This window comes from Aquimarina sp. 433, from assembly GCF_054054605.1.
This window is the reverse complement of the sequence record NZ_JBSWZK010000002.1, coordinates 543373-569637: the sequence shown is the minus strand read 5'-3', so window position 1 is coordinate 569637 and position 26265 is coordinate 543373. Positions and strand designations below refer to the sequence as shown.

The following is a 26265-nucleotide window of genomic DNA, read 5'->3' as shown; positions in this document are numbered from 1 at the left end:
TATGCGAAAGAATGGTTTTTGAAGCTTACTTACAGCATTCCTAATTCTAATTTTGCCTCTTCACTCATTAAATCCTGAGACCATGTTGGCTCAAAAGTGAGTTCTAACTCTACATCATTAACTGCATCTAATGATTTTACTTTTTCTCTAACCTCTTCTGGTAAAGATTCTGCAACTGGACAATTTGGAGAAGTTAATGTCATAAGGATTTTTACATCATTATCTTCATTCACAAACACATCATATATTAATCCAAGTTCGTATATATCAACAGGAATCTCTGGATCGTAGATTGTTTTAAGCACTCTTACGATTTTTTCTCCTAGTTCTGCGGTATCTATATGGGTTTCGCTCATAGTATATTTTTAGTCGTCTTTTTCTAAATAAACTTAATTAATAGAAGACGAATTAATTTAACTGAGTTTGATATGCTACAGCATACATTTTTAATTGCTTAATCATGCTTACCAATCCGTTGGCTCTGGTAGGTGATAAGTGTTCTTTTAGTCCAATCTCATCGATAAAAGCGGTGTTTGCCTCAATAATATCCTTTGGATGCTGACCAGAAAAAACTCTAATCAGAATGGCAATGATACCTTTGGTAATGATAGCATCACTATCTGCGGTGAATTCTATTTTTTCATCTTTCATTTCTGCATGAACCCATACTTTGCTTTGGCATCCTTTGATGATATTTTCATCGATTTTATATTTTTCTTCTATCAGAGGAAGGGATTTACCAAGATCAATCATGTATTCGTAGCGTTGCATCCAATCATCAAACATGCTAAATTCATCAACAATCTCTTCCTGAAGTTTTTGTATAGACATATTCCTACAATTTTTTACAAAAATACAACAAGAATCCTTGCTATTCAACACTTTCGGTTAATCATAAGATAGTATTAACTATTTGGTTTACTTTGCGAGATTGATTTTTGAGAAAGAGGATAGTAATAAAAGAAGTTTTTTTGAAATTTAGAAGATTCTTTCACAGGTTTTCTCATAACGCAATACTAATAAACCCAAACGATATACAGATGTATACCATTTGGGTCACCGTTAATCAAATTAAAATGAAAACAATTCAATTTTTAACAACCAATTGCTTCGTTGTAATACCTTTTTTGGTAAAGATTTTTAAGATATAATTACCTGATTGTATCTGAGAAGTATACGTTTCTTTATTATAAGATGTATGTATAAGAATTCCTTGTTGATTATAAAATTCAACTTTTTCGAACGCGTTCGAATTTTTGGTTCCGATTGTTATTTTTTGAGTTGTAGGGTTAGGAGAAATTACAACCGTAGGGTTTTGATCTATAATCGTTGCCTGATTATTTTCTAAACATCCATTTTCATAATCAATAGCATCGGATGATAAGTCACTTATAAACTGTTCTTGTGCGGAGATATCACTTTTTAACTTGTAAGCAAACCAAGAATTAAGATAACCAAATACGATTTCTTGTTGTTCTTCTCTTGTTATTTGGATATTTCCTGAAGAAGAGTTTTCTCCAAAGTCGCACGCAAAATTACTGTTTGCATAATAACAATGTGCACCACCTAAAATATTAATGAAGTATTTACAATTAGCACCTAAACTATTGTAAATTGGGATATGATCTTCATTAGCAGGAGTAACTGCATCTCCACTTCCAGAAAAAACAATGGCATCTTCTGTAACTTCAGATGCAGGAGTTAAGGTATCGAAACGTAACTGAGCTGGAGCGAAAGTAACCAGTGTTTCTACTTCAACCAATGACGCTGCCACTGTGGCAGCTCCACCACCCATAGAATGACCGATTAATGCAGTTTTATCTGCAACGGATTGGTATAATACGGAACTAGAATTATCATTTTCTTGCTGAATAGCGTTTACCATAAACGCTAAATCTTCGGAATACGCTATATGATTTGCAAAAATAGAACCTTCAGTATTAACAAATACTACAATATATCCTTGAGGAACTAAAGTATCATAAAAATTCTGATAAGCATCAGAGCCCATAATGAAACCATGTCCAAGAACAATAACAGGAAATTGCTCATTTACCGATTGCGAAGTGTTATTGGAGATAGGGTAGTAGATCCGAGCATTTACTCTTCTATTTCTTCGATCTGCATCTCTAAAAGTTTTAGAACTAAACCCAATAGTATATTCTTGTGCTACTAGACCTGAGGATAAAAAGAGTAATGAGAAAATTATGAGTACTAAATTTTTCATGATTGTTTATTTTTTGGTTAGTGAGATAAAACTATCCTGAAAAATTTTACTATGCAAGCATAATAAACACTTTTTTATGCTGAAAACCAGCATTTTAAGTGTTGAAAAACAATAAAAATTAACAAATTTTAACAGTAACTAACTAACATTCATTAGTTTAAGAAATGATACTTACGATAGCATCATTTTTGCTTTTTTAACAGCCTCTACAAGAATATCGATTTCTTCTTTTGTATTGTAGAAAGAAAATGAAGCTCTAATGGTTCCTGGTATCTTATAAAAATCCATAATGGGTTGTGCACAATGGTGACCGGTACGTACTGCTACACCCAATTTATCCACAATAGAACCAATATCATACGGGTGGATATCACCAACATTAAAGGAAATTACCGAAGTTTTATGTTTAGAAGTTCCATAGATTTTTAAACCTTCGATTTCAAGAAGTTTACTTGTACCGTAGTCTAGTAGTTCTTTTTCGTATTGTGCAATAGCTTCAAAACCAATGCTATTCATATAATCTAAAGCCACCCCAAAGGCAATACCTCCGCAAATATTAGGTGTTCCAGCTTCGAATTTGTGAGGAAGACCAGCGTAGGTTGTTTTCTCGAACGTAACTTGATCAATCATTTCTCCACCACCTTGGTAAGGAGGTAATTTATTAAGCCACTCTTCTTTTCCGTATAATAAACCAACACCAGTAGGTCCACAAAGCTTATGCGCAGAGGCTACATAAAAATCAACATTTAGTTTTTGAACATCTGGCTTGATATGTGGACAAGATTGTGCGCCATCTATTAATACCGCCGCTCCAACCTCATGGGCTTTTTCTATTATTTCTTCAATAGGATTAATGGTTCCTAACGCATTAGAAATATGATTCGTAAAAACCAATTTGGTTCTTTCTGATAACAATTGATCATAAGCATCCATCAAAAGTTCTCCTTCTTCATTCATTGGTATCACCTTAAGAACAGCTCCAGTTCTTTCACAAAGCATTTGCCATGGAACGATATTAGAATGGTGTTCTAAAGCAGAAACGATGATTTCATCACCTTCTTTTAGTAAGCTGGAAAAACCAGTAGCTACGATATTAATACTATGGGTAGTTCCAGAGGTTAATATAATTTCGTAAGAATGTTTTGCATTAAAATGTTCTTGTACTTTTTTACGAGCAATTTCATAAGCATCCGTAGCTTCCTGTGATAATGTGTGCACGCCTCTGTGGATATTAGCATTGTAATTACTATAATAATCCACTATGGCATCAATCACTATTTGAGGAGTTTGTGAGGTGGCGGCATTATCAAAATATACAAGCGGTTTTCCGTTTACTTCTCTATCTAAAATAGGAAAATCTTGTCGTATTTTCTGTACATCAAACATATCAATTTCTTTCTGCAAAAATAGGAACTATTTCTAAGTGATATTGCTTATTTTTAAAAGGATTTAACACTTCACACAATGAAAAGATTTAAAAAGATTTTAGGTTTTATATTTATTGGATTGGTTGGGCTTATTCTGATTGCGGGTTTTTGGAATTATCCTAAGCTTACCATACTTTCCGGATATTCTGCCAAAAATATGGCTTCTTCTGTTTTTATAGGAAATCGTTCTGTAGAGTTTACAGATAGCAATGATAATAATTTTGCTCCGGTTCATTTGGCTGAAGATGAAGTAGATACCAATGAAAAATCTGCTATTGCTTCTGTTTTTGGATTAAATCAAAGAAAAGCTATCTATAGAGAAGGATTAGGAAGCGTATTGATTAATGATGGGTTTGATATAGATGCACCGTATAAAAAGCCAAAAAGAACCATGTTAAAGACGAATTTGCCTTTTCCGTATGGAAACCTACCTCAGAATGATACAGTTTTTGCTAACGTTGATTATAACAAAATAAAAAGTTCGGTTGCTACAGTATTTGATAGACAAGATGAAAGTATTAAGAAAACCCGAGCAGTAATAGTTCTTTATAAAGACCAGATCATTGAAGAAAAATATGCCGAAGGATATGACAAAAATTCGGTGCTTTTAGGATGGTCTATGACTAAAAGTATTTTAGCAACTAACTTTGGAATCTTACAAAAGCAAGGTAAAATAAACATAGCTGATAGAGCACCAATAAAAGAATGGCAAAATGATGATAGAAAAAAAATTACCATTAATAATTTGTTACAGATGAATTGTGGTTTAGCTTGGGATGAGGATTATGGGTCTATATCGGATGCAACAACAATGCTATACTTGGATGAGGATATGACGAAACCTCAAATTTTCAAAAAAGCGATCCATAAGCCTAATGAGTTTTGGTATTATTCTTCTGGAGTTTCTAATTTATTATCAGGTATTCTTAGACAGCAATTTGATAGTTATCAAGAATATCTTGATTTTCCGTATCGCGAATTTATAGACAAAATAGGAATGCACTCTATGTTAATAGAAACGGACATGGCCGGAAATTATGTAGGTTCATCTTATGCCTGGGGTACACCAAGGGATTGGGCAAAATTTGGATTGCTATACCTACATAGAGGAAACTGGAACGGAGAACAAATTTTTAATCCAGAATGGGTGGATTATGTGACTACTCCGACTCCTACTTCTGAAGGTGATTATGGAGGTCATTTTTGGTTAAATTCTGGAGGGTTTTATCAGGATGCTCCCAGAGATATGTATTCTGCTAATGGTTTTCAGGGACAACGAGTTTTTATAATTCCGTCTAAGGATTTAGTCATCGTTCGTTTTGGACTTGTTGGAGACGCAGGTGTAGATTTTAATGCATTTCTACGAGACATCAATGATGCAATAAAATAATGGTTTTAAACAAAAAACCTCTTCTAAAAATGAAGAGGTTCTATGTTGATAGTGTTCTATCGACCAAAGTAGTCGTAGTATCGTTCTGCATGTTGCTCATAACGCTTGATAAGATCGATATTTTTCTTTTCTAGATCTGTTAGTGTACCTCTAATATCGGTAGATACAGGAATATACCAATCAATATTGCTATCAAAAAAGTAGCGCATTTTGCGATTTTTGAAGGAGTACCCATGTCGGGCATAAATTAAATTTCTAAGTACTTCTAACTCTCCCTTATTAAGATTTTCGACATCAGTATTAGTTAGTTCCTTAATGGAGGCGTTAAGTTCTCCAATTACTTTAGAACTGATAGCTTCTAATTCTCCATTTTCATCATCTTGAGAGTCATATAGAGCTAAGTTATAATCATAGTCAATATCAAAAGATAAGTTTGATTCTGCATTATAAATAAATTTCCTTTTATTGAGTGTATATTCCCTTACAGTAACCGCCAAATCCTTATTGTTTGCGTACCATCTTCCAATAATTTTTTCTTCATCTGGATAAATAGTAAAATCAAACTGTCCATCATATTTATCGTCTCCAGGTTCTGTAGCCTCTACAAAAATTTTCGTTTTAAATCTAATAAGACCTTTAAATGGACGTGCGTTACCAGCTACTACAGAATGACCAAAAATGGAATCTTTCGTAATATGATTAATAGAAATATTTATTTTATTTGAATATGAAGGGTTTTTAGCCTTATTGCTAAATTCTTTAGCCTGAAAATAACCAACATAGAACCCTAATAAGTTTTGATGATCGGAGGCTTCTTTGAAAAAACGTGGTGTAAAAGGAACCATCACATTTTCTAAAATTGTGTTTTTATGAGAATACTGTTCGTCAGTTTCTTTTTCCTCTTTTTTTATAGAAGTATTTTGTTCTTTAACAATCTCACTTTCGATAACCGGGGTGATTTCCGTTTTTTCTTTCTGCACCTCTTTTTTACAAGCTATAATAAGTAAGGATAATATTAAGAATATCGTATGTTTCATTTTTTAATATATTTTAAAATAATAATTTCAGCAATTATCAGGTTCAATACCCAACCTAACCAGGCAACAATTTGATATACATCCATTGGTCTTGGTTGAAATGCAAGAACGATGATGTATTTCCAGAAACGTAAAGTTATTGCAGATAATGTTAAGGCAAAACTTCTGATCATAAAAATTTGATGCTTTTGATAATCATTTTGTTTTAAGGCTACAAACGCTTTTAAAGTAAACAAAAACCAACCTACTGCTAGTAGACAGAAAGCAAGTTGAGACCAGAACCCTCCATTGGCATAATAGCCAATCACTAAACCAGAGGGAGCAGCTAACAGGAGTATTGATACTATATAAATCCAACCTACAATTTTATGAACTTGACTATACTTAGTTCTTATAAATCGGGAAAATTGGGTAAATCCAGCAAATAATGAGAATATAGAGAAAGTTACATGTATATAAAATGCAATTTTATAATGTGTAAAATGGATATATTGTTGTTTAATTCGTAAAAAAGCCACATCAAAGTTGACTGGAAAATACTGTACAGTGATCTGAAACATTAGTATACAGAAGAAAGTATATACTACTAATAGTGATATTTGAAATGTTATTTTTTTCTGCATAAAAACAAAAAACCTCAACAATGATATGAAGAGGTTTAGTTACATATTTTAAAAGCTTAATTTTTTATAAATCAAAACCAATATTTACTCCTAGTTTATTGGCAATTAATTTATTGATTCGTTGTTTTAGTTGAGGTATTTTTACACTTTCCAAAACGTTATTGGCAAAAGCATACATCAACAATGCTCTCGCTTCTTTTTCTCCAATACCTCTAGATCTCATGTAAAACAATGCTTGTTCATCTAATTGACCAATAGTACAACCGTGAGAACATTTTACATCATCTGCAAAAATCTCTAATTGAGGTTTAGAGTTGATCGTTGCTTTATCACTTAATAAAATATTGTTATTAGATTGGAAAGCATTAGTTTTTTGTGCCTCTTTATTTACAATGATTTTACCATTAAATACACCTGTTGCTTTTTCATCAAAGATTCCTTTATAATCCTGATGACTTTCACAATTTGGTTCTGTATGATGTACTAGGGTATTATGATCTACATGTTGTTTTCCTTCGAGAATAGTAACTCCATTAAGAATAGAATCTATTCCTTGACCTTGCTGGTAGAAATTTAAATTATTTCGGGTTATATTACCTCCAAAAGCAAACGTATGAACTGATGCGATACTTTGAGCTTGCTGCTGTATATATGTGTTGTCTATTAAAGAAGCAGTCTCATTATCATTTTGAATTTTGTAGTAGTCTACAATAGCTCTTTTATCAGCAAAGATTTCTGTAACCGAATTAGTCAATACAGGATTGGATGTTAAACTCTGATGACGCTCTATTATCTGTACATGTGAGTTCTCTTCAACAACTATTAAGTTACGAGGTTGTAAAAGTTGTAATGATTCTTTTCCTGTAGAGAAGTGAATAATTTGAATCGGTTTATCTGCTAGCTTATTTTTAGGAATATAGATGTAAGCTCCTTCTTTAGAAAAAGCAGTATTTAAAGAAGTTAACCCATCTTTTTGAGCTACTTTATTAAAATAATTATCTATAACTGGTTTATACTTATCATGAGTTAATGCCGAGGACATTAAACACACATCAATTTTATCATGTGTAGTTTCCGACAGATGAGAAGAATACTTACCATCAATAAATACAATTTTATAAGTATCTAAATCATGAAGAAAATACTTCTTCACATCTTTAAATTCTAACGCATTTTCTTCTTTTGGAAAAATACTATAATCATGTTTTAGTATTGCATTTAGCGATGTGTATTTCCAGGCTTCTTCTTTTTTTGTTGGGAATCCCTTTTCTTCGAATACCTTGATAGCTTGGCTTCTGATATCGTGAACAGGAGCATCAACATCTACTGTGTTTTCAAAAGCAAGAAAAGAAGATACTAATTTTTCTTTCAGCTCCATAACTATGCGTTTATCTCTTCTTTAATCCAATCGTATCCTTTTTCCTCTAATTGTAAGGCCAATTCTTTGGTTCCTGATTTTACGATTTTACCATCGTATAAAACATGTACATAATCAGGAACGATGTAATCAAGCAGTCTTTGGTAATGTGTAATAACAATTACCGCATTGTCTTTACTTTTCAATTTGTTAACTCCATTCGCTACAATTCGTAAGGCATCGATATCTAGTCCAGAATCTGTTTCGTCCAAAATGGCCAGTTTAGGTTCCATCATAGCCATCTGGAAAATTTCGTTACGTTTCTTTTCTCCTCCAGAGAATCCTTGATTAAGTGAACGAGATAAAAACTTACGATCGATGTCTAGTAATTCTGATTTTTCACGAATTTTTTTAAGCATATCCTTTGCAGGCATTTCTTCTAATCCTTGAGCCTTTCTGGTTTCATTGATAGCGGTTTTCATAAAATTAGTAACCGTTACTCCAGGAATCTCTACAGGATACTGAAATGAAAGAAATACACCTTTATGTGCTCTTTCTTCGGCTGCTAAATCTTCTATATCTTCACCATCTAAAAGAATAGAACCTTCCGTTACTTCATATTCCTCTTTTCCAGCAACAATACTTGCTAAGGTACTTTTTCCAGCACCATTAGGACCCATTATTGCGTGAACTTCTCCGGCCTTTACTTCAAGATTAAGACCTTTTAAAATTTCTTTATCTTCAACGCTAGCGTGTAAATCCTTAATTTCTAACATTTCGTATCTTTCTTTTAAATAGTTTTTTTAGTCATTATATCTTCAGTACCACTTATTCTTGTCCAGCGGTTTCTGAAGATTTTATTTTTGTTGGTAATTCTGAGGTTGGTTCACTTACACCAACGATTTCTTTTATTTCTACAATCTCTGGCCAACCATCATCTTCGTTCTTTTTTATAATTCCTTTTACAACTACAGGAACCATGTCATATTCTTCTCTTTGTAATGGTTTTACTTTACTGTTTAATTCTTTGGCTATATCGTCTATAACCACACCATATATAAAGTCTTTTCCTTTTATAACACCTGCATCATCAATAAGTATGAATTCACCACGAATTAAAGTGGTTTCTCCATCTGAGGATTGTGATTTTTCGTTTTTACAGGAAAAAATTAAAAGACTTAAGATGATAAGAAGAAATGATTTTTTCATTTATGTGAGTTTGTTAGTTACACTTTTATCCAACAGAACCTTCTAGAGAAATTTCTAAAAGTTTTTGAGCTTCTACAGCAAATTCCATAGGTAATTTGTTCAAAACCTCTTTACTGAAACCATTTACGATTAAAGCAATTGCTTTTTCTGTATCGATTCCTCTTTGGTTACAGTAAAATATTTGATCTTCACCAATTTTACTAGTAGTCGCTTCGTGTTCTATTTGAGCGGTTTTGTTTTTCGCTTCAATATAAGGAAACGTATGTGCTCCACATTCATTGCCCATTAACAAAGAATCACATTGAGAAAAATTTCTAGCATTTGTAGCTCTGCTATTAATTTGCACTAAACCACGATAGCTATTTTGTGATTTTCCAGCCGAGATACCTTTAGAAATAATGGTACTTTTCGTGTTTTTTCCTAAATGAATCATTTTCGTTCCTGTATCTGCTTGCTGAAAATTATTTGTCACAGCAATAGAATAAAATTCTCCAACAGAATTATCTCCTTTTAGAACACAAGAAGGATATTTCCATGTTACAGCAGATCCTGTTTCTACCTGAGTCCATGAAATTTTAGCATTCTTTTCACATATACCACGTTTGGTAACGAAATTAAATACACCACCTTTTCCTTCAGAATTTCCTGGATACCAGTTTTGAACGGTAGAATATTTAATTTCAGCATCCTCTAATGCTATTAATTCTACAACTGCTGCGTGTAATTGATTTTCATCTCTGGATGGAGCGGTACAACCTTCTAGATAACTCACATAACTTCCTTCATCAGCTACCACTAAAGTTCTTTCGAACTGACCAGTACCTGCCTGATTAATTCTGAAGTAAGTAGATAATTCCATAGGACACTTAACTCCTTTAGGAATGTAGCAAAAAGATCCATCACTAAACACAGCAGAATTTAATGCCGCGTAGAAATTATCTTTTTGTGGCACAACGGTACCAATATGTTTTTTTACAAGTTCCGGATGTTCTTGTATAGCTTCAGAAATGGAACAAAATATAATACCCTTTTCTGCAAGGGTTTCTTTAAACGTAGTAGCTACAGAAACAGAATCCATAACGATGTCTACTGCTACACCAGCTAATTTTTTTTGTTCATCTAAAGAAATTCCAAGTTTTTTAAAAGTATCCAATAGTTCTGGATCTACTTCATCAAGACTATTATATTTTGGTTTTTTATTAGGAGCAGAGTAGTAGGAGATATCCTGAAAATTAGGCTTCTCGTAATTTACATTAGCCCATTCTGGTTCTTCCATTTGTTCCCAAACGCGAAAGGCTTCTAATCGCCATTCGGTCATCCACTCTGGTTCATTCTTTTTTTCTGAAATTGCACGAACAATATCCTCATTCAAACCAACAGGGAATGTATCAGATTCTATATCTGTATAAAATCCATACTCGTATTCTTTGGTCTCTAGTTCTTTTTTTAAGTCGTCTTCAGTATATGCCATCTTACGAAATCCCAAGCAATGCTTATAGGATAAATTTTAAATGTTTAAAGGGAAAAACTTTCTCCACAACCGCAAGTTCTGTTAGCGTTTGGGTTATTAAAAACGAATCCGGTTCCATTGAGTCCTCCGGAATATTCTAATGTAGTACCGATGAGATATAAAAAGCTTTTTTTGTCGACAATTATTTTAACACCATTATCCTCAAAAACTTTATCTCCTTCTTCTTGATTTTTATCAAACTTCAAGTCATATGATAAGCCGGAACATCCGCCACTTTTAACGCCTACTCGAATATAATCGGAAGAAACATCGTACCCATCATCTGTCATCAACTCTACGACTTTCTTTTTAGCTGTATCTGATACCTTAATCATACTCTTATAAATAGATTAATTCTAAATTGATTGCAAATATACTACATATGTAGGTTTTATTTACATAACCTAACATTTATCTAACATATATTAGAATAGGTAATATCTATTATAATATAAAAAAGGAGATTAAAATTCGGAAAAGCGATTGTCATTTAGGAAATCATCATCTGTAAGAGTCTTTAAAAAGGCAATAATCTGTTCTTTTTCTTCTTGACTCATTGGAATTCCTTTAATTGTATTGTCTGAGTTTTTGAAAGTAGGATCTAAGGTTTCAGAATCTACCATACCATCACTATAATGATCCAAAACATCTTGTAATGTTTTTAATCTTCCATCGTGCATGTACGGAAATGTAAGCTCTATATTTCTTAGTGTTGGTACTTTAAACTTGTAGATGTCAGACTCTAATCCTGTTACTCTTTTTCTTCCTATATCATTGTATTGTGGATCGATCGGAAGACCATTGTTTCTGTACGATTGATCAGTAAACAAAGTTCCAGCATGGCAAGAGGCACATTTAGATTTAAATAGTTCGAAACCAACTGCCTCTTGTTCTGTAAAAACAGCACCTTCATTACGCTCGATTTTATCATACTTGGTATTTGCGGAAACCATCATAATCATAAATTGTGAGAGTGCCCGAAGGATGTTTTCAGAATTAATTTCTTTATTTTCAAAAGCTAGTTCAAATAGTTGAACGTATTCTGGCTCTTCTTCAATTTTTTTGATGATACTTGAAAAGGTTTCATTCATTTCCACCTCTGCAGTTATAGGTATTATCGGTTGTAGATCTAAATGCATGGCAGCTCCATCCCAAGTAAATTCTTTCATAAACGCAAGGTTGTGCAAAGGTTGTGCATTTCGTGTTCCCAATGCACCATCCACTCCATGACTTACAATATGGGTATGATGTGTGAACGCAAAATCTTGGATATGACAAAACCCGCAAGAAACAACACCATCTGAAGCTAGCCTGCCATCATAAAATAGTTTTTTACCAAGCTCAAATCCTTTTTCTGTAGGAGGATTAGAACTTAAATCATAATCAAGATCTGGAAAATTAGATGGAATTTCGAATTCTAGTTTTGGATTTTGATCAATAGGGATATATTCTCCTTTATCTGAACTACAAGAAGTAAAGAAGCATATAAAAATCCCTATTGATACAAAATATTTCATCTATCAGTTTATTTATTGAATTTCGAACATAGTTTGCACATTCGTGGCGATTTTTGGTGCGTTTTCTGGATCTACCTGAATATCACTTTTATCTTCTAATGAATGCGTATTCGTGCTATCAAATATTTTAGCAACATCAGCATTAATGTTAATTGTTGATGTATTTCCATTAACGCTAATAGGATTAATTAAGTCTAATGTTATTTCTTTATAATTATCTAGCGCTTCTCCATGGCTACCTATGTGTAAAATAAAATCACTCGCGGTTCCGCCTTGAGGAGTATATGAGCCTTCAAATTTAAGAAATTTATAACCTGCAGACCAAGACCATAACATTCCTTGTTCTTCTGCAGTAGGTATAAAATTAGCAACTCCATTTAGTGGATAATTACTTTGATCTACTCCAAAACCAAATCTGATTTTGGTGTATACTCCAGCGTCAATACTACTAAGTTCGAATTGTTTAGAAGCAGGTACTTCTTCATTAATTAAAAAGTAACTATCGGCTACTGGATAGGTAAATTCATCACCATTTTCTTTTATTAAAACAATATTACTTATGATGTACTTCAATTCAGCGATAGTATAGCTTTCGTTACTTTGATTAGTATACGAAGTTGAGTTGAGTACAATGGGATTATTGTCGATAGTATTAGCAAACTCTAGATTTATAGTTCCAGCTTCTACCGTATCTGTTTCATTGTCGTCTTTACAGGCAAATACAATAGTTAAAGCCAATAGTGCAAATACGATTTTTTTCATGTGCGAGGTTTTAATTTTAGTTTATTTATATTTTATGATAACGGCATCTTTTGCCCCTTTATTTTCCGTAATATCACCATTATTACTAGCAGAACTTCCTGCCACAACAATTTTATTATCCGATGTTTGGATGACACCTGTGGCAAATTCTTCTTCAGTTCCTCCAAGAGAGTTTTTCCAGATGACGTTTCCATTGTTATCAATTAACATAGTCCATACATCACTTTGTCCTTTGTTTTGATCTACATCAATATCATTGCTACGTGAATTTCCAGTGATTACAAAGCCTCCGGATTGTATGGGATAAATTCCTCTTCCTGTATCGAATTGGGTTCCTCCTAAAGATTTTTCCCAAATAAGATTACCATTTCCATCAATCTGAATCATCCATAAATCAGCATTTCCATTGGCATTGGTTATGTTACCATCATTACTACGAGCGTCACCGACAATAACATATTTCCCGTTTCCGTCTGAAGCAATGGCATATGCCACATCAATTTCGGTACCGCCGAATGATTTTTCCCAGATTTTTGTTCCTTCAGAATTTACTTTAACTAACCAAAAGTCATAGCTTCCCTGGCTGTTGGTAATATCAAAGTCTACACTTTCTGAAGAGCCAATCATTAGGTAGCCTCCATCTTCGGTCTGCACAGCATCATAACTACGATCATTATCGGTTCCTCCAAAATAACGTCTCCATTCTGTATTTCCAGAGGCATCTAGTTTAATACCCCAAAATTCTCCAACGCCATGTTTTTCGAAAAAAGTCTTATTATCGTTTCCATCACCATTACTAGCGGTAACGTCTAAAAATCCTGTGATAAAATAACCACCATCATTTGTTTGGACTACCGAAAATGCACGATCAATACCAGGAAACCCAAAAGATTTCTCCCATTGTAGGTTTCCTGAAGCATCTATTTTTACGATCCAATAGTCCTGCAACCCTGCATTTTCGGTTACGTCTCCATCATTGCTTCTATTATATCCAACCAAAGCATATCCATTGTCTACTGTTTGTATAATCTTTTCTCCTCGATCATCTCCAGTACCTCCATAGGTTTTACTCCAGCTTATGGAACCATCTTCAGTAAGTTTTAATACCCAAAAATCACTATCGGTTGCGGTTTTATCGGTAATATCTCCATCTGTACTTTGGGTATATCCAAAAACGGCATATCCTCCATCGGAAGATTGTACTATAGATAGTGCTTCATCTTCCTGACTTCCTCCAAAGGTTTTAATCCAATCTACGGTTCCCTGAAAACCATCATCAGGATTAGTAGGAATTGTAGGATCAGTACCTCCATCATCACTGCTGCACCCAACGGAAATTGAAGTGATAAAAATTAAAAGGATTTTATAAAAGAACTTAGAATTACGCATTTGTTATTGTTGATTTTTATCTTTTTACTAATCGTTTAATAACTTGATTGGTGTCATTAAAAAACTTTAAAAGGTACACTCCAGGATTCAAACCTGAAACATCTATTGTTTTGGTAACGGTTCCTTGACTCATCAATTGTCCTGAAACAGATATAATTTCGTAAGATGCCGTTTGATCCGTATTTAAAAATACTTCTAAAGTCTGTCCAGATACTGGATTTGGATACATTTTTAAAGCCAAAATATCTTCGTCTTCATCACCAAAAACAGGAATAATATTAGCAGTTACCACTTGCTCGCTATTAGATCTTGAACAAGAACCTTCATAAATTTTTACCGAAGCAAAATCTGAATTATTACCAGAACCACTATCGTTATCATTAATAAATACTAAACGATCCATGGTACCTGTATAAAAACTTCCTACAGGAATTACATAAGTTGTAAAACCGCTACCAGAATAATTATCGTAATTGGTAACACCGTAATTCTGAGTTCCGTGAACTTTAAAATATCTACTAGAGGTTAAACTGTTATCATTTTCGAAACCTACAGCATGAATTTCTCCTTGAGAAGAACTTCTAAATTCGAATTCAATAACCGTATTGGAAGTAACCGTATAATTAAAAGGAATATATTTCCAAGTATTGTTCGTCAAAGAAAGTGTAGTTCCGCTACTATTTACGCTAAAATCTCCTGCAGCATCCTGATTAGAGAATGAATTAATCTGAAAGTCTCTAAAATCTATACTTTCACAGGTTGGTGGAGGAGGATTAGTGCCATCTGAAATACTAATGGCATCAATCGCAATGTCACTCTGCCATCCTTGATTTCCACTTCCTGTTAACACACTAAAACGTAATTGCACACTTGCTTCACCAGCATACGCAGAAAGATCAACATTTGCATTGTTCCAGTTATTTCCTTGATCTCCATTTCTACTAAAAATAGAAGACCAACTCCCTTGATTATCTACTCGCGCTTCTACGGACAGAGAATTAATTGCGCTACCTAACATATGGTATTGGAAATCTAAACTCGGTGAGGAAAGATTGGTAAAGTTAAGACAAGGAGAATTTAGAATTGCACTTTTATTTGGATATCCCGTTCCATTCCCAGAAGCTTCTACATAAATATAGGTATTACCATCTGCAGCGGTACTTGGACCTGTTCCATTAGATGGAGTTCCTCCAGAATCTCTGGTCCAATTAAGATCATCGCCAGAAGCATTTTCCCATGAACCAAAGCTAGATTCGAAGCTCTCTTCGAATGGGAAGCTAGTGACCACTGATGAACAATCATCTCCTCCACCATCTCCAGGCTCGCTTTTTCTTACTAAGAAAAACCCTCCTTCTATATCACTAATGACAATGTTTCCACTAGCAAAATAGGGATATACATTCCAAACGCCATTAAAAGAAGCGCTATTACTTGAAGGAAAAGTATCAAAAAATCCGACTTCATTAATGTTGGTATTTCCAATATCCGAAATATCGATTACTCTAAATCCAGCTCTATAATTTGCTAAATAAAATTTGTCTCCTTTTACATATCCATTATGATCTGTAGCAGCAGTAGGTCCATTGTAGATCATATGCTGTTGAGGGTTATCTAAATCTTGAAAATCAAAAATAATGGTCCGAGTATTAAAACCTACACCTTGTTCATCTGTTTCATCTCCTAATAAGAAGTATCGCATATCATCGGTAAACCAACCTTGATGAACATAACCAATATTTGAATATCGAATGGTAGAAATAGTCACAGGATTAGATTTGTTGGTAATATCTGCTATGACTACTTCAATTTCATTACTACCGATAAGAATTTCTCTACCAGTATAATCTGAGTCAGGACCATTGTATGTAACTACCTGAGCATCGTGAGTATATGCTCTTTGTCCTCCGGATAAAAATCCACCAGCGTTTACTGGGTTTTTAGGGTCCTGAATATTTATAAAAAGCGGTCCGCCATTGTAGGGGCCTGATCCTCTTTGTGCTCCTACAACATAGGCATATCCAGAATCCTCATTGATAACAATGTTATGAGCGTTACCAAATTCTGTATACCTACTATCTGCTGAAAAAGTAACAGGTGGATTGGAAACATTACGTAATCTGGTAAGATCAAAAACCTGCATACCATGTCCTGATGCTTCACTTACTATAAAAGCATGATCACTATAAACTTTTACATCTCTCCATAAGCTATTACCCGTTGCTGTGGGTAATTTTCCAAGATAAACAGGATTGGTTGGGTTAGATACATCTATGAATGCTGTACCATTATTGAGACCAATAATAGCATATTCTTTAGATGTTTGAGAATCTGTCCATCCCCAACTATCATTTCCTGAACTTGCGCTCATTTGAGAAAGTGAAATTCTAGACATAAGATCATAGTCGTTACAAGGGTAAGAACCAGCAAATCCGTTGGTACAAGGCGTTTGGCTTTGGCAAATAGTGGTGATTACCACAAAGCCTAAGGCTAGGGTGAGTTTTTTCATGAGTTTGTGTAATTAGAAGTTAGTTATTCTAGTTTTTTAAAAACTAGCCATTTACACAAAATTAAACTAAAAAATCCCAAAATCGTTCCTAGCTTTCCGCACTATTTCGCTGGTTTAACCATCTTATAATCAGTATTTAATTGTATTATACTGTTTTTATTTTTATGAATTATTAAACCTTTTATGTTTTTTAAAATTTAATAATTAGTTGAAATTTTTGAATTAATTTATGATTAGTTTTTTAGTGATATCGTTAATTTTCACTAAATATATTCCAGGTGAATAATCTAAAGGAAGCGTAACATTTTTAGCTCTGTTAAGATTATTAATTTAATTTATTTTTAAGAATTTGTTGAGTTAGTTTTCACTTTCTCTAACAAGTATAAATCCAGAATTGATATCACTAATGACAATATTTCCACTTTCAAAAAAGGGATATACATTCCAAGCCCCACTAAAACCAGCACTGTCACTACCTAGAAAAGTATCAATAAATCCAATTTCAGCCATTGATTTTGAAGCAATTGATGAGATATCAATAATTCTTATACCTGCTCTATAGTTTGCTAAGTAAAATTTATTTCCTTTTACATAGCCATTATGATCAATTGCCGGAGTTGTTCCAGAATAATTCATATGAAACTTGGGATTATCTAGGTCTTCAAAATCGAACACTACAGTTCTGGTATTAAAGCCTACTCGCTGTTCATCCAATTCATCACCTAACAAGAAAAATCTTTGATCTTCTGTAAACCATCCCTGATGTGTATATCCTATATTATCATAATTGATAGTTGATATGGTTTGTGGATTATCTTTATCAGTAATATCAGCAATAACAATTTCAATTTGATTACTTCCGATTAAAATCTCTCTTCCGGTATAATCCGTATCAGGACCACTATAAGTAACAACTTGAGCGTCATGACTATAGGCATCTCCTCCTGTAGAAATAAAACCACCTGCTGCAACTGGATTTTTAGGATCTTGGATATTCACAAAATGAGGTCCGCCATTAAAGGTTGCTGTTCCTACGCCATAAGCAAAACCACTTTGTTCATTTATTACGATATTATGAGCATTTCCAAAACCAGTGTAGGTTGTATTAGCTGTAAAAGTTTGAGGAGGATTGGTCACGTTTCTAAGGGTTGTTAGATCAAAAACCTGCATACCATGTCCAGGAGCTTCACTTACTATGAAAACATGATCCTGATATACTTTAGCATCACGCCATGGACTACTTTGAGTGGCCGTAGGAAGTTTTCCCAAATAAACAGGGCTCTCTGGAGTGGATATATCTATAAAGGCTGTTCCATTGTCAAGGCACATAATAGCATACTCTTTACCAGTTGTAGGATCTGTCCATCCCCAACTATCATTTCCTGCAGAAGCACTCATTTCAGATAGTGAAATAGACGAGACGAAATCGATACCACAACTTTCATAAATACCTCCATCACTTTCATTAGAACAAGCAATAGGATCTACGGGAGTTATTGTTGGGATGTTTATATCATCGTCATTACTGCAATTAATAAACAAGAATGCTATTAAAATATTTATTACCGTGGTTGGAATATTTCTCATATTGAATTTACTAATGTTTGTTAATAAGGATGCATATTTATATAACAGATAACTTTGAGAATACCCTAAAAAAACTGTTAAATAGAAATATGTAATCTCTTTTTTCTAAAAAATTGTCCAAAAGGTAACAAAAATTAATCATTGTTGATATAGGGGTGTTAAACGATAAAAAATCAAAAAAATGGAAATGAGAATTTTGAAAAAAGCATGGGTTTTATTTTTGATAGTCTTAAGTGTAGGGTGTTCAAAAGATGATGATATATCCATAGTTACTCCTGAAGTTACTTTATTTGAAAGAGAAGGCAAGTGGTTATGCGAATTAGGACAGACGTGTGAGAATATTTATCAATTTGAGTTCAAAAAAGACTCTAAAATATCTGTTAGTGTAGAGGATATTACTGGAAATTCTACAGTATCCTTAGATTTATCGGTAGAATTTGGGCAATTCGGAGGTCCTAATCTTTTAAATAATGGGGAGGTAAGTTATTATGGTTGTACAGATCAGAACGAAGAAATTTCGCTTACGAATATTACTATAAGCGAAACGGCCATTTATAATTTCTCGGTTGCGAGAGATTGGGGATTAAGTGCTGGACTTGAAGGAAGTTATAAAGTAACTATTATATCGGATACACCGTTTATTTATAAATCGGGAATTATTCAGAATACGGAAGCAATTAATTATGAAAGGGAATGTCTGTAATTAGATTCTTAAATGTTGAAATCCCGATTTTTCGGGATTTTTTTATGTCATACAATTTCTTTGTTGCCTACCTTTGCAGGTATGATTGAAGATAAAAATACACCAAGAACTTCTCTTGCGGAATTAGGAGAGTTTGGATTGATAGACCATTTAAGTAAGCATTTTGAAATTATCCATGAATCAACAATTCGAGGAATTGGAGATGATGCTGCAGTACTTGATTTTAAAGATAAAAAATGTGTTTTAACAACAGACTTACTTATCGAAGGAGTACATTTTGATCTTTCCTATGTTCCTCTAAAGCATTTGGGATATAAGGCGGTAATGGTAAATTTATCTGATGTGTACGCCATGAATGCTACCGCGACACAAATTACGGTTTCCATTGCTGTTTCTAATAGGTTTCCTTTAGAAGCGTTAGAAGAGTTATATGCAGGAATTCAAACGGCAGCAAAAATATATAAGATAGATGTTGTTGGCGGAGATACCACTTCATCCACAACAGGATTAATGATTAGTATTACAGCTGTGGGATATGCTAATGAGGATGATCTTGTATATCGAGATGGTGCCAAAGAAAATGATCTTTTAGTAGTTTCTGGAGATTTAGGAGCTGCGTATTTAGGATTGCAAATTTTAGAAAGAGAAAAACAAGTATATAAAGCCAACCCTAATTCTCAGCCTGATCTGGATCAGTATTCTTATTTAATTGAAAGGCAACTAAAACCTGAGGCAAGAAAAGATATTGTAGAACTTTTAAAAGCATTAGAAGTAAAACCAACCAGTATGATTGATATAAGCGATGGTTTATCTTCAGAAGTTATTCATTTGTGTACAAAATCAGAAGTTGGAGTACATTTGTATGAAGAAAAAATACCATTAGATCCAGTTGTTATATCTACGTGTGAAGAATTTAAATTGAACAGTACAACGGTTGCTCTTAGCGGAGGAGAAGATTATGAATTACTGTTTACAATAAAGCAAGAAGATTTTCCAAAGATTAAAGCAAATCCTAATCTTACAGTTATAGGTCATATAACCGATAAAAAAAGCGGAATGGGACTAATAACTAGAGCCAATGAAAAAATACAATTAACTGCGCAGGGATGGAATCCGATAAAAGAATAATTTAAGAAGCAGCTTGTAAGTTTATCTTATTTTTACTTTTAGCAATCTTTTTTTCGTGAACAGAAGCTAAGGCATCATTGATCTCTTTTAATTTTGGTGTCATAACTTCCAATCTTCCTCTACTATTGGTAGTAGCTTGTTCGCCACAATGAGAACAAGTATATTCTTTTATATGGTGCGTAACTTGTTTAGACATTACATAATTATGACCGAATAAAGCGCAATACATTTTTGATACGGAGAATGACGAACGGGGGGTATGTTTCTTCATTTTTGTGGGGGTTAAAAGTTCATAATCAATACAATAATAACATTTTTTTAGTTATTAACAATAATTTGTAAGAAAATTTTTTGTAAAAATGCTATTTTTTGACCAAAAAGTGTATTTTATAGCAACTTTGCCCCATTAAAATGTATTTCATCGATAAAATTATGATTTTCACATGGTGTTTTTTGTAAGTTGTTAAATTGTTAAGAAAAGCGGAAATAATCTATTTTTTACGGCAAGAAATCGAGTAATGATTTGATGATATCCTGTTTGTTTTCTATATATGACATATGTCCACCATTCAATACTATTAAATCTGTCTTACATAGTTCGGATTCGTTTACGCTTTGTTGATAAGATAAAACAGGATCTTTTTTTCCGCTAAAGATGATTTTATCACCTTCAAATTTATGTAATGTTTCGGTGTGGTCTTTTCTAATTTTCATTCCTTCTAAGGCAGCTATTATTCCTTGAAGAGGAGTTTTAGAAGCTTCAATTTTGATTTTTTCGATTTCATTCTTGTAGGCTTCACGGTTTTTTTCGGCAAAAAGATTTGCAATCGCCATACTGGTGTATGCATTAGGGTTTTTTTTAACAATAGCAATCGCTCGACTTCGATTTATCTTTCTTTCTTTACTGTCAGGGAATGAGGTAGAGTTTAATAATACTAACCCTGATATCTCGTCTGGAAATAAATCGAGATATGCTAAGGAAACATATCCACCCATAGAATGACCTATGAATACAGGGGTTGTATTTATAGAAATATCCAATACAGCTTTAACAGCATGAGCCATATCTTCCATTCTATGTATGTAGCCAATACAGTCTGTATTTCCATGACCTAATAAATCAATAGCAATGCAAGTATATTTTTTAGAAATATCTACAATAATTTCGTCCCACATTTTTAGATTTTCTAGAAAACCATGTAATAAAACCAAAGGCGCACCTTTCCCAGTAATGTTATAATTAATTTCAATTCCTTTATATGCTAATGTCATCTGGAAATTTTATATTTCAACTTTCATATTATTTGCAAAACAATATAAACCTAACCAAATGAGACTAAATAAAGAAACTTTTATTACTGGATTTGCTTTGTTCTCTATGTTTTTCGGAGCTGGTAATCTGATACTACCGCCAAGTCTTGGATTTAAGGCAGGAGATATGTGGTTTTGGGTAACGATAGGTTTTGTAATTTCAGCTGTGTTGCTACCCTTGCTTGGTATTTTTGCTCATGCCAGGTTGCAGGGAACAATGTTAGACTTTGGAAAAAAGGTTTCACCTACATTTAGTTTATTATATTGTTTTATAGTATATGCGATTTCCATTTCATTGCCATCACCAAGAACTGCGTCGGTTACTCATGAAATGGCGATTCAACCTTTTTTTGGATCTAGCTCTCTACTAACAAGTAGTGTTTACTTTGGTATTGTTTTATTTTTTGTATTAAATCGTTCTAAAATTCTTACTGTACTAGGTAAGTTTTTGACTCCAATTATATTTATAGTAATTCTGAGTATCATATGTATTGGAATGTTTTCTGAACATGTACCGATGAATATTTCAGATTTCGAAACACCTATTATAAAGGGATTGCTAGAAGGGTATCAAACTTTTGATGCTATTGGGGCTGTTGTTGTCGGAGGAGTGGTTATCATCTCACTTAAATTGAAAGGAAAACAAAGTTTTGAAGAGAATAGAAGATTGATTAGAGATGCAGGATTGATTGCTGGTATTGGTTTGTTTATCGTTTATGCAGGATTAATATTTAATGGAGCACTTTTTAATGGAACTTTTGAAAAAGAAATAAGTCGCACTGAATTGTTATCAGGGTTAAGTTTACAAACCTTGGGAAACATTGGAAGTACTTTTTTAAGTGTTTTAGTGTCTTTAGCATGTTTTACAACGGCAGTAGGTATTGTAACAGGGACTGCAGATTTTATTAAAGGTGTTTTTAAAGAATCTCATCAAGCATATGTAATAACTGCAGTGGTTGGTTGTGTTCTTGGAGTGGTTATGGGACAGCTTGATGTACACGATATTATTGTAGTGGCTATTCCTGCATTAATGTTTATTTATCCAATAACTATTGTATTAATCTTATTAAATGTCTTGCCAGACAAATTAGCTCCTGTAGCTGTTTTTAGATCTGTAGTTTTGGTAACCATATTATTTAGTTTACCAGATTTTTTGGCTTCGATAGGCTTCAAAGATCAGGTTCAACCAATTCTAGAAATTATTCCACTTGGTATCTATAGTCTCGCATGGTTGTTACCAGCGATAACAACTTTTATCATTAGTTCAATTTTCATCAAACTTTTGAAAGCTAAACAGTAAGTATAGTTTTTTAAGCACCAAAAGGTCTTTCCAATCTATTTTTTTATTAAATTCGCGCTCTTTAACATTTATTTAAGAACAAATGTTAAGAATTGGGGATTCATAACAATAGGGAAAACAAAAACTAATGAAAAAACTAACTTTTTTTTCAGCAATTGTATTGCTGATATCGTCTTGTACCAAAGATGATTATATTCCGATTACGTCTAATTTAGATGCTGAGTTATTAAACGCTTTGGATAATGCTTCTGATGGAGAAGGTGTATCTTTTTTTATACTACCAGAGAGCGATGATTATGCTAGTATTCCACAAGATCCTTTAAATCCTATTACATCGGAAAAAGTGACTTTAGGTAAACTGTTACTTCATGAAACAGCTACGGGAGGTGTTCCTAAAATTGATGCTATGAAAGGAACTTATTCTTGTGCTTCTTGTCATCAGGCAGCAGCAGGTTTTGGGGCAGGTATAAGACAAGGAATTGGAGAATGTGGAATTGGTTTTGGAATAAGGGGTGAAGAGAGAGTAGTGAATACCAATGTTCCTGTTGATTCAATAGATGTACAACCAATTAAATCACCTACAATTTTAAATGTAGCGTATCAGGATGTGATGCTTTGGAATGGTCAGTTTGGTGGAACCGGAACTAATGCAGGAACAGAAGCTAGTTGGACTGAGATTGAGGAGAATTTCTTGGGCTTACAAGGAATAGAGGTTCAGGCAATTAAAGGTCAGAAAGTACATCGATTACAAATAGATGATGATTTTGTAAATACTTTTGGTTATAAAGAACTTTTTGATGCTGCATTCCCAGATGTAGCAGAAAATGAAAGATATACTAAACATAATGGTGCTTTGGCGATGGCAGCATATGAAAGAACTTTATTAGCAAATAGATCTCCTTGGCAAGATTGGTTAAAAGGAAATACTAATTCTTTAGATGAGAGTGAGAAAAAAGGTGCTATCGTGTTTTTTGGAAAAGGAAAATGTTATGAATGTCATACGGGGCCTGCACTAAATGACAAAGGTTTTCATGCATATGGAATGGATGATTTTGCAAATACCAGTGATGCTTTATTATTGTTTAATGCCAATATGGATAAAGTAAAAAGAGGAAGAGGTGGTTTTACTAATAATCCAGATGATGATTATAAATTTAAAACACCAACATTATACAATCTAGTGGATAATGGTTTTTATGGACATGGAGGAACTTTTACATCGGTAAAAGAAGTAATCGAGTATAAAAACAACGGTGTTCCTCAAAAAGCGGAAGTGCCTTCAGAAAATTTGGCATCTCAATTTGGAACTATTAATCTTACTGAAGAGGAAATAGATGATATGACGGCATTTATAACCAACGGTTTACGAGATCCGGAATTGAATAGATATGTTCCTGATGCTATTATCTCTGGAAGTTGTTTTCCAAATAATGATGATACTTCTAGAGTAGATCTAGGGTGTGATTAATTTAGTGTAGCAATCCACCAGGTATTGCCGTAAGGATCTTTAAAGCCTGCAGCTCGAGCTCCATGATCTTCTTGCATAGGTTGCATTAGCGAAATAGCGCCTGCATCTATAGCATTAAAGTATGTTTGATCAGTATCCTTAACATAAACATACATAGATGTGTTTTGAGCAGGATAGGCTTTAGAAGCTTCAGTAATCATGATGGTAGCATCACCAATCATTACTTCGGAGTGTTCAATTTTATAAGAAGTATCTACTTTACGCACCATTTCTTGTGCGTTAAATATTTTTCTTATAAAATCAATAAAGTCATCTGCATTTTCAACAACTAGATAAGGCATAGCTTGTTGATGGCCTGCTGTAATTTTCATTCGTTGCATTCGTGTTCTATAAATATTTTATATCCAACGAATAAACAGGCATAAATATTCTCTAAATTTTCAAAATAAGATCATAAAAAACCCTTGATGATTAAAAAGTCATCAAGGGTTTTACGTTCTATACGTGTATATTGTTTACTATTTATTCATTAAGTCCTCGATTTCATCAGCTTCTATTGGAATATTAGCCATTAGATTAAAAGGTTCTCCTTTTTCTTGTATAACTACATCATCTTCTAATCGTATTCCAAAACCTTCATCAGGAATATAAATACCTGGCTCTACCGTAAATACCATATTTGCTTGCATCGGCTCTGTTAGAATTCCGTAATCATGAGTGTCCAAACCTATATGATGAGAGGTTCCATGCATAAAGTATTTCTTATATGCTGGCCAATCTGGATTTTCATTTTGAACGTCTACTTTATCTATTAGTCCTAAGCCTAATAACTCTGAAGTCATAATTTTTCCTACTTCCACATGATAATCTGCCCAAATCGTTCCAGGGACTAGCATTTTGGTAGCTTCATTTTTTACTCGGAATACAGCATCATATACAGCTCTCTGACGATCTGTAAATTTACCAGAAACAGGAATAGTTCTACTTAAATCACTAGAATAATTCGCATATTCAGCAGCTATATCCATTAATATAAGCTCCCCTTCCTTACATTGCTGATTATTCTCTATATAATGTAAAACATTAGCATTGTTTCCACTAGCAATAATAGGTGTATACGCAAAACCTTTAGATCTGTGATTAATAAATTCATGCAATAGTTCTGCCTCTATATTATATTCCCAAACACCAGGTTTTACAAAACTGAGTAATCTTCTAAACCCTTTTTCAGTGATATTACAGGCGGTTTGCATAAGGTCAATCTCAATAGGATCTTTCACAGAACGTAATCTTTGCAAAATTGGATTACTCTTTGCTACTGAATGAGCAGGATATTTTGCTTTCCACCATTTGGTAAAACGATCTTCTCTTGTCTCTGTTTCTACATTAGCTCTGTAATGTTCGTTGGTATTAACATAAACAGTATCGCATTGTGTCATAATCTCAAAAAAGATTTTCTCGAGATCCTGCAACCAATACACGGTTTTGATTCCAGAAGTTTCTAAAGCCTTTTCTTTCGTTAACTTTTCTCCTTCCCAAATAGCAATAAGTTCACTTGTTTCTTTGAGAAAAAGCATTTCACGGTGCTTTTCGTGTGGAGCATCTGGGAATAACACCAAAATACTTTCTTCTTGATCTACACCACTTAAATAAAAAATATCTCTGTGTTGCTCGAAAGGCATTGTGCTATCAGCACTAATAGGATATATGTCGTTACTATTAAAAACCGCAATACTATTTGGTTTCATCTGTGCTGCAAAATTCTTTCTATTTTTAATGAAAAGATTTTTATCTATTTGGTGATATTTCATTTG

Annotated in this window: 25 protein-coding genes; 5 read left to right on the top strand and 20 right to left on the bottom strand. The window is 33.4% G+C overall.

Features of this window, described 5'->3' with window-relative positions:
• Positions 1–29: 29 nt before the first annotated feature.
• The 4 genes from ACWNT5_RS06555 to ACWNT5_RS06540 form a co-directional block, all read right to left on the bottom strand.
• Complete coding sequence (locus tag ACWNT5_RS06555) at positions 30–356, bottom strand: SUF system Fe-S cluster assembly protein (protein ID WP_299609769.1); 327 nt, start codon at positions 354–356, stop codon at positions 30–32.
• Positions 357–408: 52 nt separating this feature from the next.
• Complete coding sequence (locus tag ACWNT5_RS06550; protein WP_456516929.1) at positions 409–831, bottom strand: SufE family protein; 423 nt, start codon at positions 829–831, stop codon at positions 409–411.
• Positions 832–1087: 256 nt separating this feature from the next.
• The gene (locus ACWNT5_RS06545) at positions 1088–2227 is read right to left on the bottom strand and encodes a poly(ethylene terephthalate) hydrolase family protein (protein ID WP_456516928.1); all 1140 of its coding nucleotides are present in this window, start codon (positions 2225–2227) and stop codon (positions 1088–1090) included.
• A gap of 171 nt (positions 2228–2398) precedes the next feature.
• Positions 2399–3613: an aminotransferase class V-fold PLP-dependent enzyme gene (locus ACWNT5_RS06540; RefSeq protein WP_299900715.1), complete on the bottom strand. Its 1215-nt coding sequence runs from the start codon at positions 3611–3613 to the stop codon at positions 2399–2401.
• 78 nt (positions 3614–3691) lie between these two features.
• On the opposite strand from ACWNT5_RS06540, the gene ACWNT5_RS06535 reads away from it, so the two are divergent.
• Positions 3692–5044, top strand: coding sequence for a serine hydrolase domain-containing protein (locus ACWNT5_RS06535; RefSeq protein ID WP_299609775.1), 1353 nt, complete (start codon positions 3692–3694; stop codon positions 5042–5044).
• Positions 5045–5100: 56 nt separating this feature from the next.
• Here the strand turns inward: ACWNT5_RS06535 and ACWNT5_RS06530 are convergent, their stop codons facing one another.
• The 12 genes from ACWNT5_RS06530 to ACWNT5_RS06475 form a co-directional block, all read right to left on the bottom strand.
• Complete coding sequence (locus ACWNT5_RS06530) at positions 5101–6081, bottom strand: YARHG domain-containing protein (RefSeq protein ID WP_456516927.1); 981 nt, start codon at positions 6079–6081, stop codon at positions 5101–5103.
• Entirely contained in the window at positions 6078–6641 is a 564-nt protein-coding gene (locus ACWNT5_RS06525; RefSeq protein ID WP_456516926.1) for a DUF2306 domain-containing protein, read from the bottom strand. Before ACWNT5_RS06525 ends, ACWNT5_RS06530 begins: the two co-directional genes overlap by 4 nt.
• A gap of 127 nt (positions 6642–6768) precedes the next feature.
• A complete protein-coding gene (sufD, locus tag ACWNT5_RS06520; RefSeq protein ID WP_299900284.1) occupies positions 6769–8082 on the bottom strand; it encodes a Fe-S cluster assembly protein SufD in 1314 nt (437 codons plus the stop codon).
• A gap of 2 nt (positions 8083–8084) precedes the next feature.
• Positions 8085–8837, bottom strand: coding sequence for a Fe-S cluster assembly ATPase SufC (gene sufC, locus ACWNT5_RS06515; RefSeq protein ID WP_299609783.1), 753 nt, complete (start codon positions 8835–8837; stop codon positions 8085–8087).
• Positions 8838–8889: 52 nt separating this feature from the next.
• The gene (locus ACWNT5_RS06510; RefSeq protein ID WP_299609785.1) at positions 8890–9270 is read right to left on the bottom strand and encodes a hypothetical protein; all 381 of its coding nucleotides are present in this window, start codon (positions 9268–9270) and stop codon (positions 8890–8892) included.
• Between the two features lie 25 nt (positions 9271–9295).
• Positions 9296–10741 (bottom strand): Fe-S cluster assembly protein SufB, encoded by a 1446-nt coding sequence (gene sufB / locus ACWNT5_RS06505; protein WP_456516925.1) that lies wholly within the window; start codon positions 10739–10741, stop codon positions 9296–9298.
• 44 nt (positions 10742–10785) lie between these two features.
• Entirely contained in the window at positions 10786–11115 is a 330-nt protein-coding gene (locus ACWNT5_RS06500) for a HesB/IscA family protein (protein WP_299609790.1), read from the bottom strand.
• Positions 11116–11244: 129 nt separating this feature from the next.
• Entirely contained in the window at positions 11245–12297 is a 1053-nt protein-coding gene (locus ACWNT5_RS06495; protein WP_456516924.1) for a cytochrome-c peroxidase, read from the bottom strand.
• A gap of 12 nt (positions 12298–12309) precedes the next feature.
• Positions 12310–13059 (bottom strand): MbnP family protein, encoded by a 750-nt coding sequence (locus tag ACWNT5_RS06490; protein ID WP_456516923.1) that lies wholly within the window; start codon positions 13057–13059, stop codon positions 12310–12312.
• Between the two features lie 21 nt (positions 13060–13080).
• Positions 13081–14448, bottom strand: coding sequence for a hypothetical protein (locus tag ACWNT5_RS06485; RefSeq protein WP_456516922.1), 1368 nt, complete (start codon positions 14446–14448; stop codon positions 13081–13083).
• A gap of 16 nt (positions 14449–14464) precedes the next feature.
• On the bottom strand, positions 14465–16954 hold the full coding sequence (locus tag ACWNT5_RS06480; protein WP_456516921.1) for a choice-of-anchor B family protein: 2490 nt from the start codon (positions 16952–16954) through the stop codon (positions 14465–14467).
• 357 nt (positions 16955–17311) lie between these two features.
• Entirely contained in the window at positions 17312–18541 is a 1230-nt protein-coding gene (locus ACWNT5_RS06475) for a choice-of-anchor B family protein (RefSeq protein ID WP_456516920.1), read from the bottom strand.
• A gap of 187 nt (positions 18542–18728) precedes the next feature.
• On the opposite strand from ACWNT5_RS06475, the gene ACWNT5_RS06470 reads away from it, so the two are divergent.
• Both ACWNT5_RS06470 and thiL read left to right on the top strand, forming a co-directional pair.
• Positions 18729–19244 carry a hypothetical protein gene (locus ACWNT5_RS06470; RefSeq protein WP_299609803.1) on the top strand — a complete coding sequence of 172 codons (516 nt, stop codon included), beginning with the start codon at positions 18729–18731 and terminating at the stop codon, positions 19242–19244.
• 81 nt (positions 19245–19325) lie between these two features.
• On the top strand, positions 19326–20372 hold the full coding sequence (gene thiL / locus ACWNT5_RS06465) for a thiamine-phosphate kinase (protein WP_299609806.1): 1047 nt from the start codon (positions 19326–19328) through the stop codon (positions 20370–20372).
• 1 nt (position 20373) lies between these two features.
• Here the strand turns inward: thiL and ACWNT5_RS06460 are convergent, their stop codons facing one another.
• Positions 20374–20643, bottom strand: coding sequence for a hypothetical protein (locus tag ACWNT5_RS06460; RefSeq protein ID WP_299609808.1), 270 nt, complete (start codon positions 20641–20643; stop codon positions 20374–20376).
• 227 nt (positions 20644–20870) lie between these two features.
• The gene (locus ACWNT5_RS06455) at positions 20871–21644 is read right to left on the bottom strand and encodes an alpha/beta fold hydrolase (RefSeq protein WP_299609811.1); all 774 of its coding nucleotides are present in this window, start codon (positions 21642–21644) and stop codon (positions 20871–20873) included.
• A gap of 58 nt (positions 21645–21702) precedes the next feature.
• Here ACWNT5_RS06455 and brnQ point away from each other — a divergent pair, with 58 nt between their 5' ends.
• Together brnQ and ACWNT5_RS06445 are read left to right on the top strand one after the other, a co-directional pair.
• Positions 21703–22983: a branched-chain amino acid transport system II carrier protein gene (gene brnQ / locus ACWNT5_RS06450; RefSeq protein WP_299609814.1), complete on the top strand. Its 1281-nt coding sequence runs from the start codon at positions 21703–21705 to the stop codon at positions 22981–22983.
• 127 nt (positions 22984–23110) lie between these two features.
• Positions 23111–24451 carry a cytochrome-c peroxidase gene (locus tag ACWNT5_RS06445; protein WP_299609816.1) on the top strand — a complete coding sequence of 447 codons (1341 nt, stop codon included), beginning with the start codon at positions 23111–23113 and terminating at the stop codon, positions 24449–24451.
• Here ACWNT5_RS06445 and ACWNT5_RS06440 read toward each other — a convergent pair.
• Both ACWNT5_RS06440 and ACWNT5_RS06435 read right to left on the bottom strand, forming a co-directional pair.
• Complete coding sequence (locus tag ACWNT5_RS06440) at positions 24448–24822, bottom strand: VOC family protein (protein WP_456516919.1); 375 nt, start codon at positions 24820–24822, stop codon at positions 24448–24450. The genes ACWNT5_RS06445 and ACWNT5_RS06440 overlap by 4 nt on opposite strands.
• A gap of 147 nt (positions 24823–24969) precedes the next feature.
• Positions 24970–26262 carry an aminopeptidase P N-terminal domain-containing protein gene (locus ACWNT5_RS06435; RefSeq protein WP_456516918.1) on the bottom strand — a complete coding sequence of 431 codons (1293 nt, stop codon included), beginning with the start codon at positions 26260–26262 and terminating at the stop codon, positions 24970–24972.
• Between the last annotated feature and the right edge of the window lie 3 nt (positions 26263–26265).

Excerpts from the sequence above, each read along its gene's own strand:
- ACWNT5_RS06555 (WP_299609769.1), bottom strand. The coding sequence starts at position 356 with ATGAGCGAAACCCATATAGATACCGCAGAACTAGGAGAAAAAATCGTA.
- ACWNT5_RS06550 (WP_456516929.1), bottom strand. The coding sequence starts at position 831 with ATGTCTATACAAAAACTTCAGGAAGAGATTGTTGATGAATTTAGCATG.
- ACWNT5_RS06545 (WP_456516928.1), bottom strand. The coding sequence starts at position 2,227 with ATGAAAAATTTAGTACTCATAATTTTCTCATTACTCTTTTTATCCTCA.
- ACWNT5_RS06540 (WP_299900715.1), bottom strand. The coding sequence starts at position 3,613 with ATGTTTGATGTACAGAAAATACGACAAGATTTTCCTATTTTAGATAGA.
- ACWNT5_RS06535 (WP_299609775.1), top strand. The coding sequence starts at position 3,692 with ATGAAAAGATTTAAAAAGATTTTAGGTTTTATATTTATTGGATTGGTT.
- ACWNT5_RS06530 (WP_456516927.1), bottom strand. The coding sequence starts at position 6,081 with ATGAAACATACGATATTCTTAATATTATCCTTACTTATTATAGCTTGT.
- ACWNT5_RS06525 (WP_456516926.1), bottom strand. The coding sequence starts at position 6,641 with ATGTTTCAGATCACTGTACAGTATTTTCCAGTCAACTTTGATGTGGCT.
- sufD (WP_299900284.1), bottom strand. The coding sequence starts at position 8,082 with ATGGAGCTGAAAGAAAAATTAGTATCTTCTTTTCTTGCTTTTGAAAAC.
- sufC (WP_299609783.1), bottom strand. The coding sequence starts at position 8,837 with ATGTTAGAAATTAAGGATTTACACGCTAGCGTTGAAGATAAAGAAATT.
- ACWNT5_RS06510 (WP_299609785.1), bottom strand. The coding sequence starts at position 9,270 with ATGAAAAAATCATTTCTTCTTATCATCTTAAGTCTTTTAATTTTTTCC.
- sufB (WP_456516925.1), bottom strand. The coding sequence starts at position 10,741 with ATGGCATATACTGAAGACGACTTAAAAAAAGAACTAGAGACCAAAGAA.
- ACWNT5_RS06500 (WP_299609790.1), bottom strand. The coding sequence starts at position 11,115 with ATGATTAAGGTATCAGATACAGCTAAAAAGAAAGTCGTAGAGTTGATG.
- ACWNT5_RS06495 (WP_456516924.1), bottom strand. The coding sequence starts at position 12,297 with ATGAAATATTTTGTATCAATAGGGATTTTTATATGCTTCTTTACTTCT.
- ACWNT5_RS06490 (WP_456516923.1), bottom strand. The coding sequence starts at position 13,059 with ATGAAAAAAATCGTATTTGCACTATTGGCTTTAACTATTGTATTTGCC.
- ACWNT5_RS06485 (WP_456516922.1), bottom strand. The coding sequence starts at position 14,448 with ATGCGTAATTCTAAGTTCTTTTATAAAATCCTTTTAATTTTTATCACT.
- ACWNT5_RS06480 (WP_456516921.1), bottom strand. The coding sequence starts at position 16,954 with ATGAAAAAACTCACCCTAGCCTTAGGCTTTGTGGTAATCACCACTATT.
- ACWNT5_RS06475 (WP_456516920.1), bottom strand. The coding sequence starts at position 18,541 with ATGAGAAATATTCCAACCACGGTAATAAATATTTTAATAGCATTCTTG.
- ACWNT5_RS06470 (WP_299609803.1), top strand. The coding sequence starts at position 18,729 with ATGAGAATTTTGAAAAAAGCATGGGTTTTATTTTTGATAGTCTTAAGT.
- thiL (WP_299609806.1), top strand. The coding sequence starts at position 19,326 with ATGATTGAAGATAAAAATACACCAAGAACTTCTCTTGCGGAATTAGGA.
- ACWNT5_RS06460 (WP_299609808.1), bottom strand. The coding sequence starts at position 20,643 with ATGAAGAAACATACCCCCCGTTCGTCATTCTCCGTATCAAAAATGTAT.
- ACWNT5_RS06455 (WP_299609811.1), bottom strand. The coding sequence starts at position 21,644 with ATGACATTAGCATATAAAGGAATTGAAATTAATTATAACATTACTGGG.
- brnQ (WP_299609814.1), top strand. The coding sequence starts at position 21,703 with ATGAGACTAAATAAAGAAACTTTTATTACTGGATTTGCTTTGTTCTCT.
- ACWNT5_RS06445 (WP_299609816.1), top strand. The coding sequence starts at position 23,111 with ATGAAAAAACTAACTTTTTTTTCAGCAATTGTATTGCTGATATCGTCT.
- ACWNT5_RS06440 (WP_456516919.1), bottom strand. The coding sequence starts at position 24,822 with ATGAAAATTACAGCAGGCCATCAACAAGCTATGCCTTATCTAGTTGTT.
- ACWNT5_RS06435 (WP_456516918.1), bottom strand. The coding sequence starts at position 26,262 with ATGAAATATCACCAAATAGATAAAAATCTTTTCATTAAAAATAGAAAG.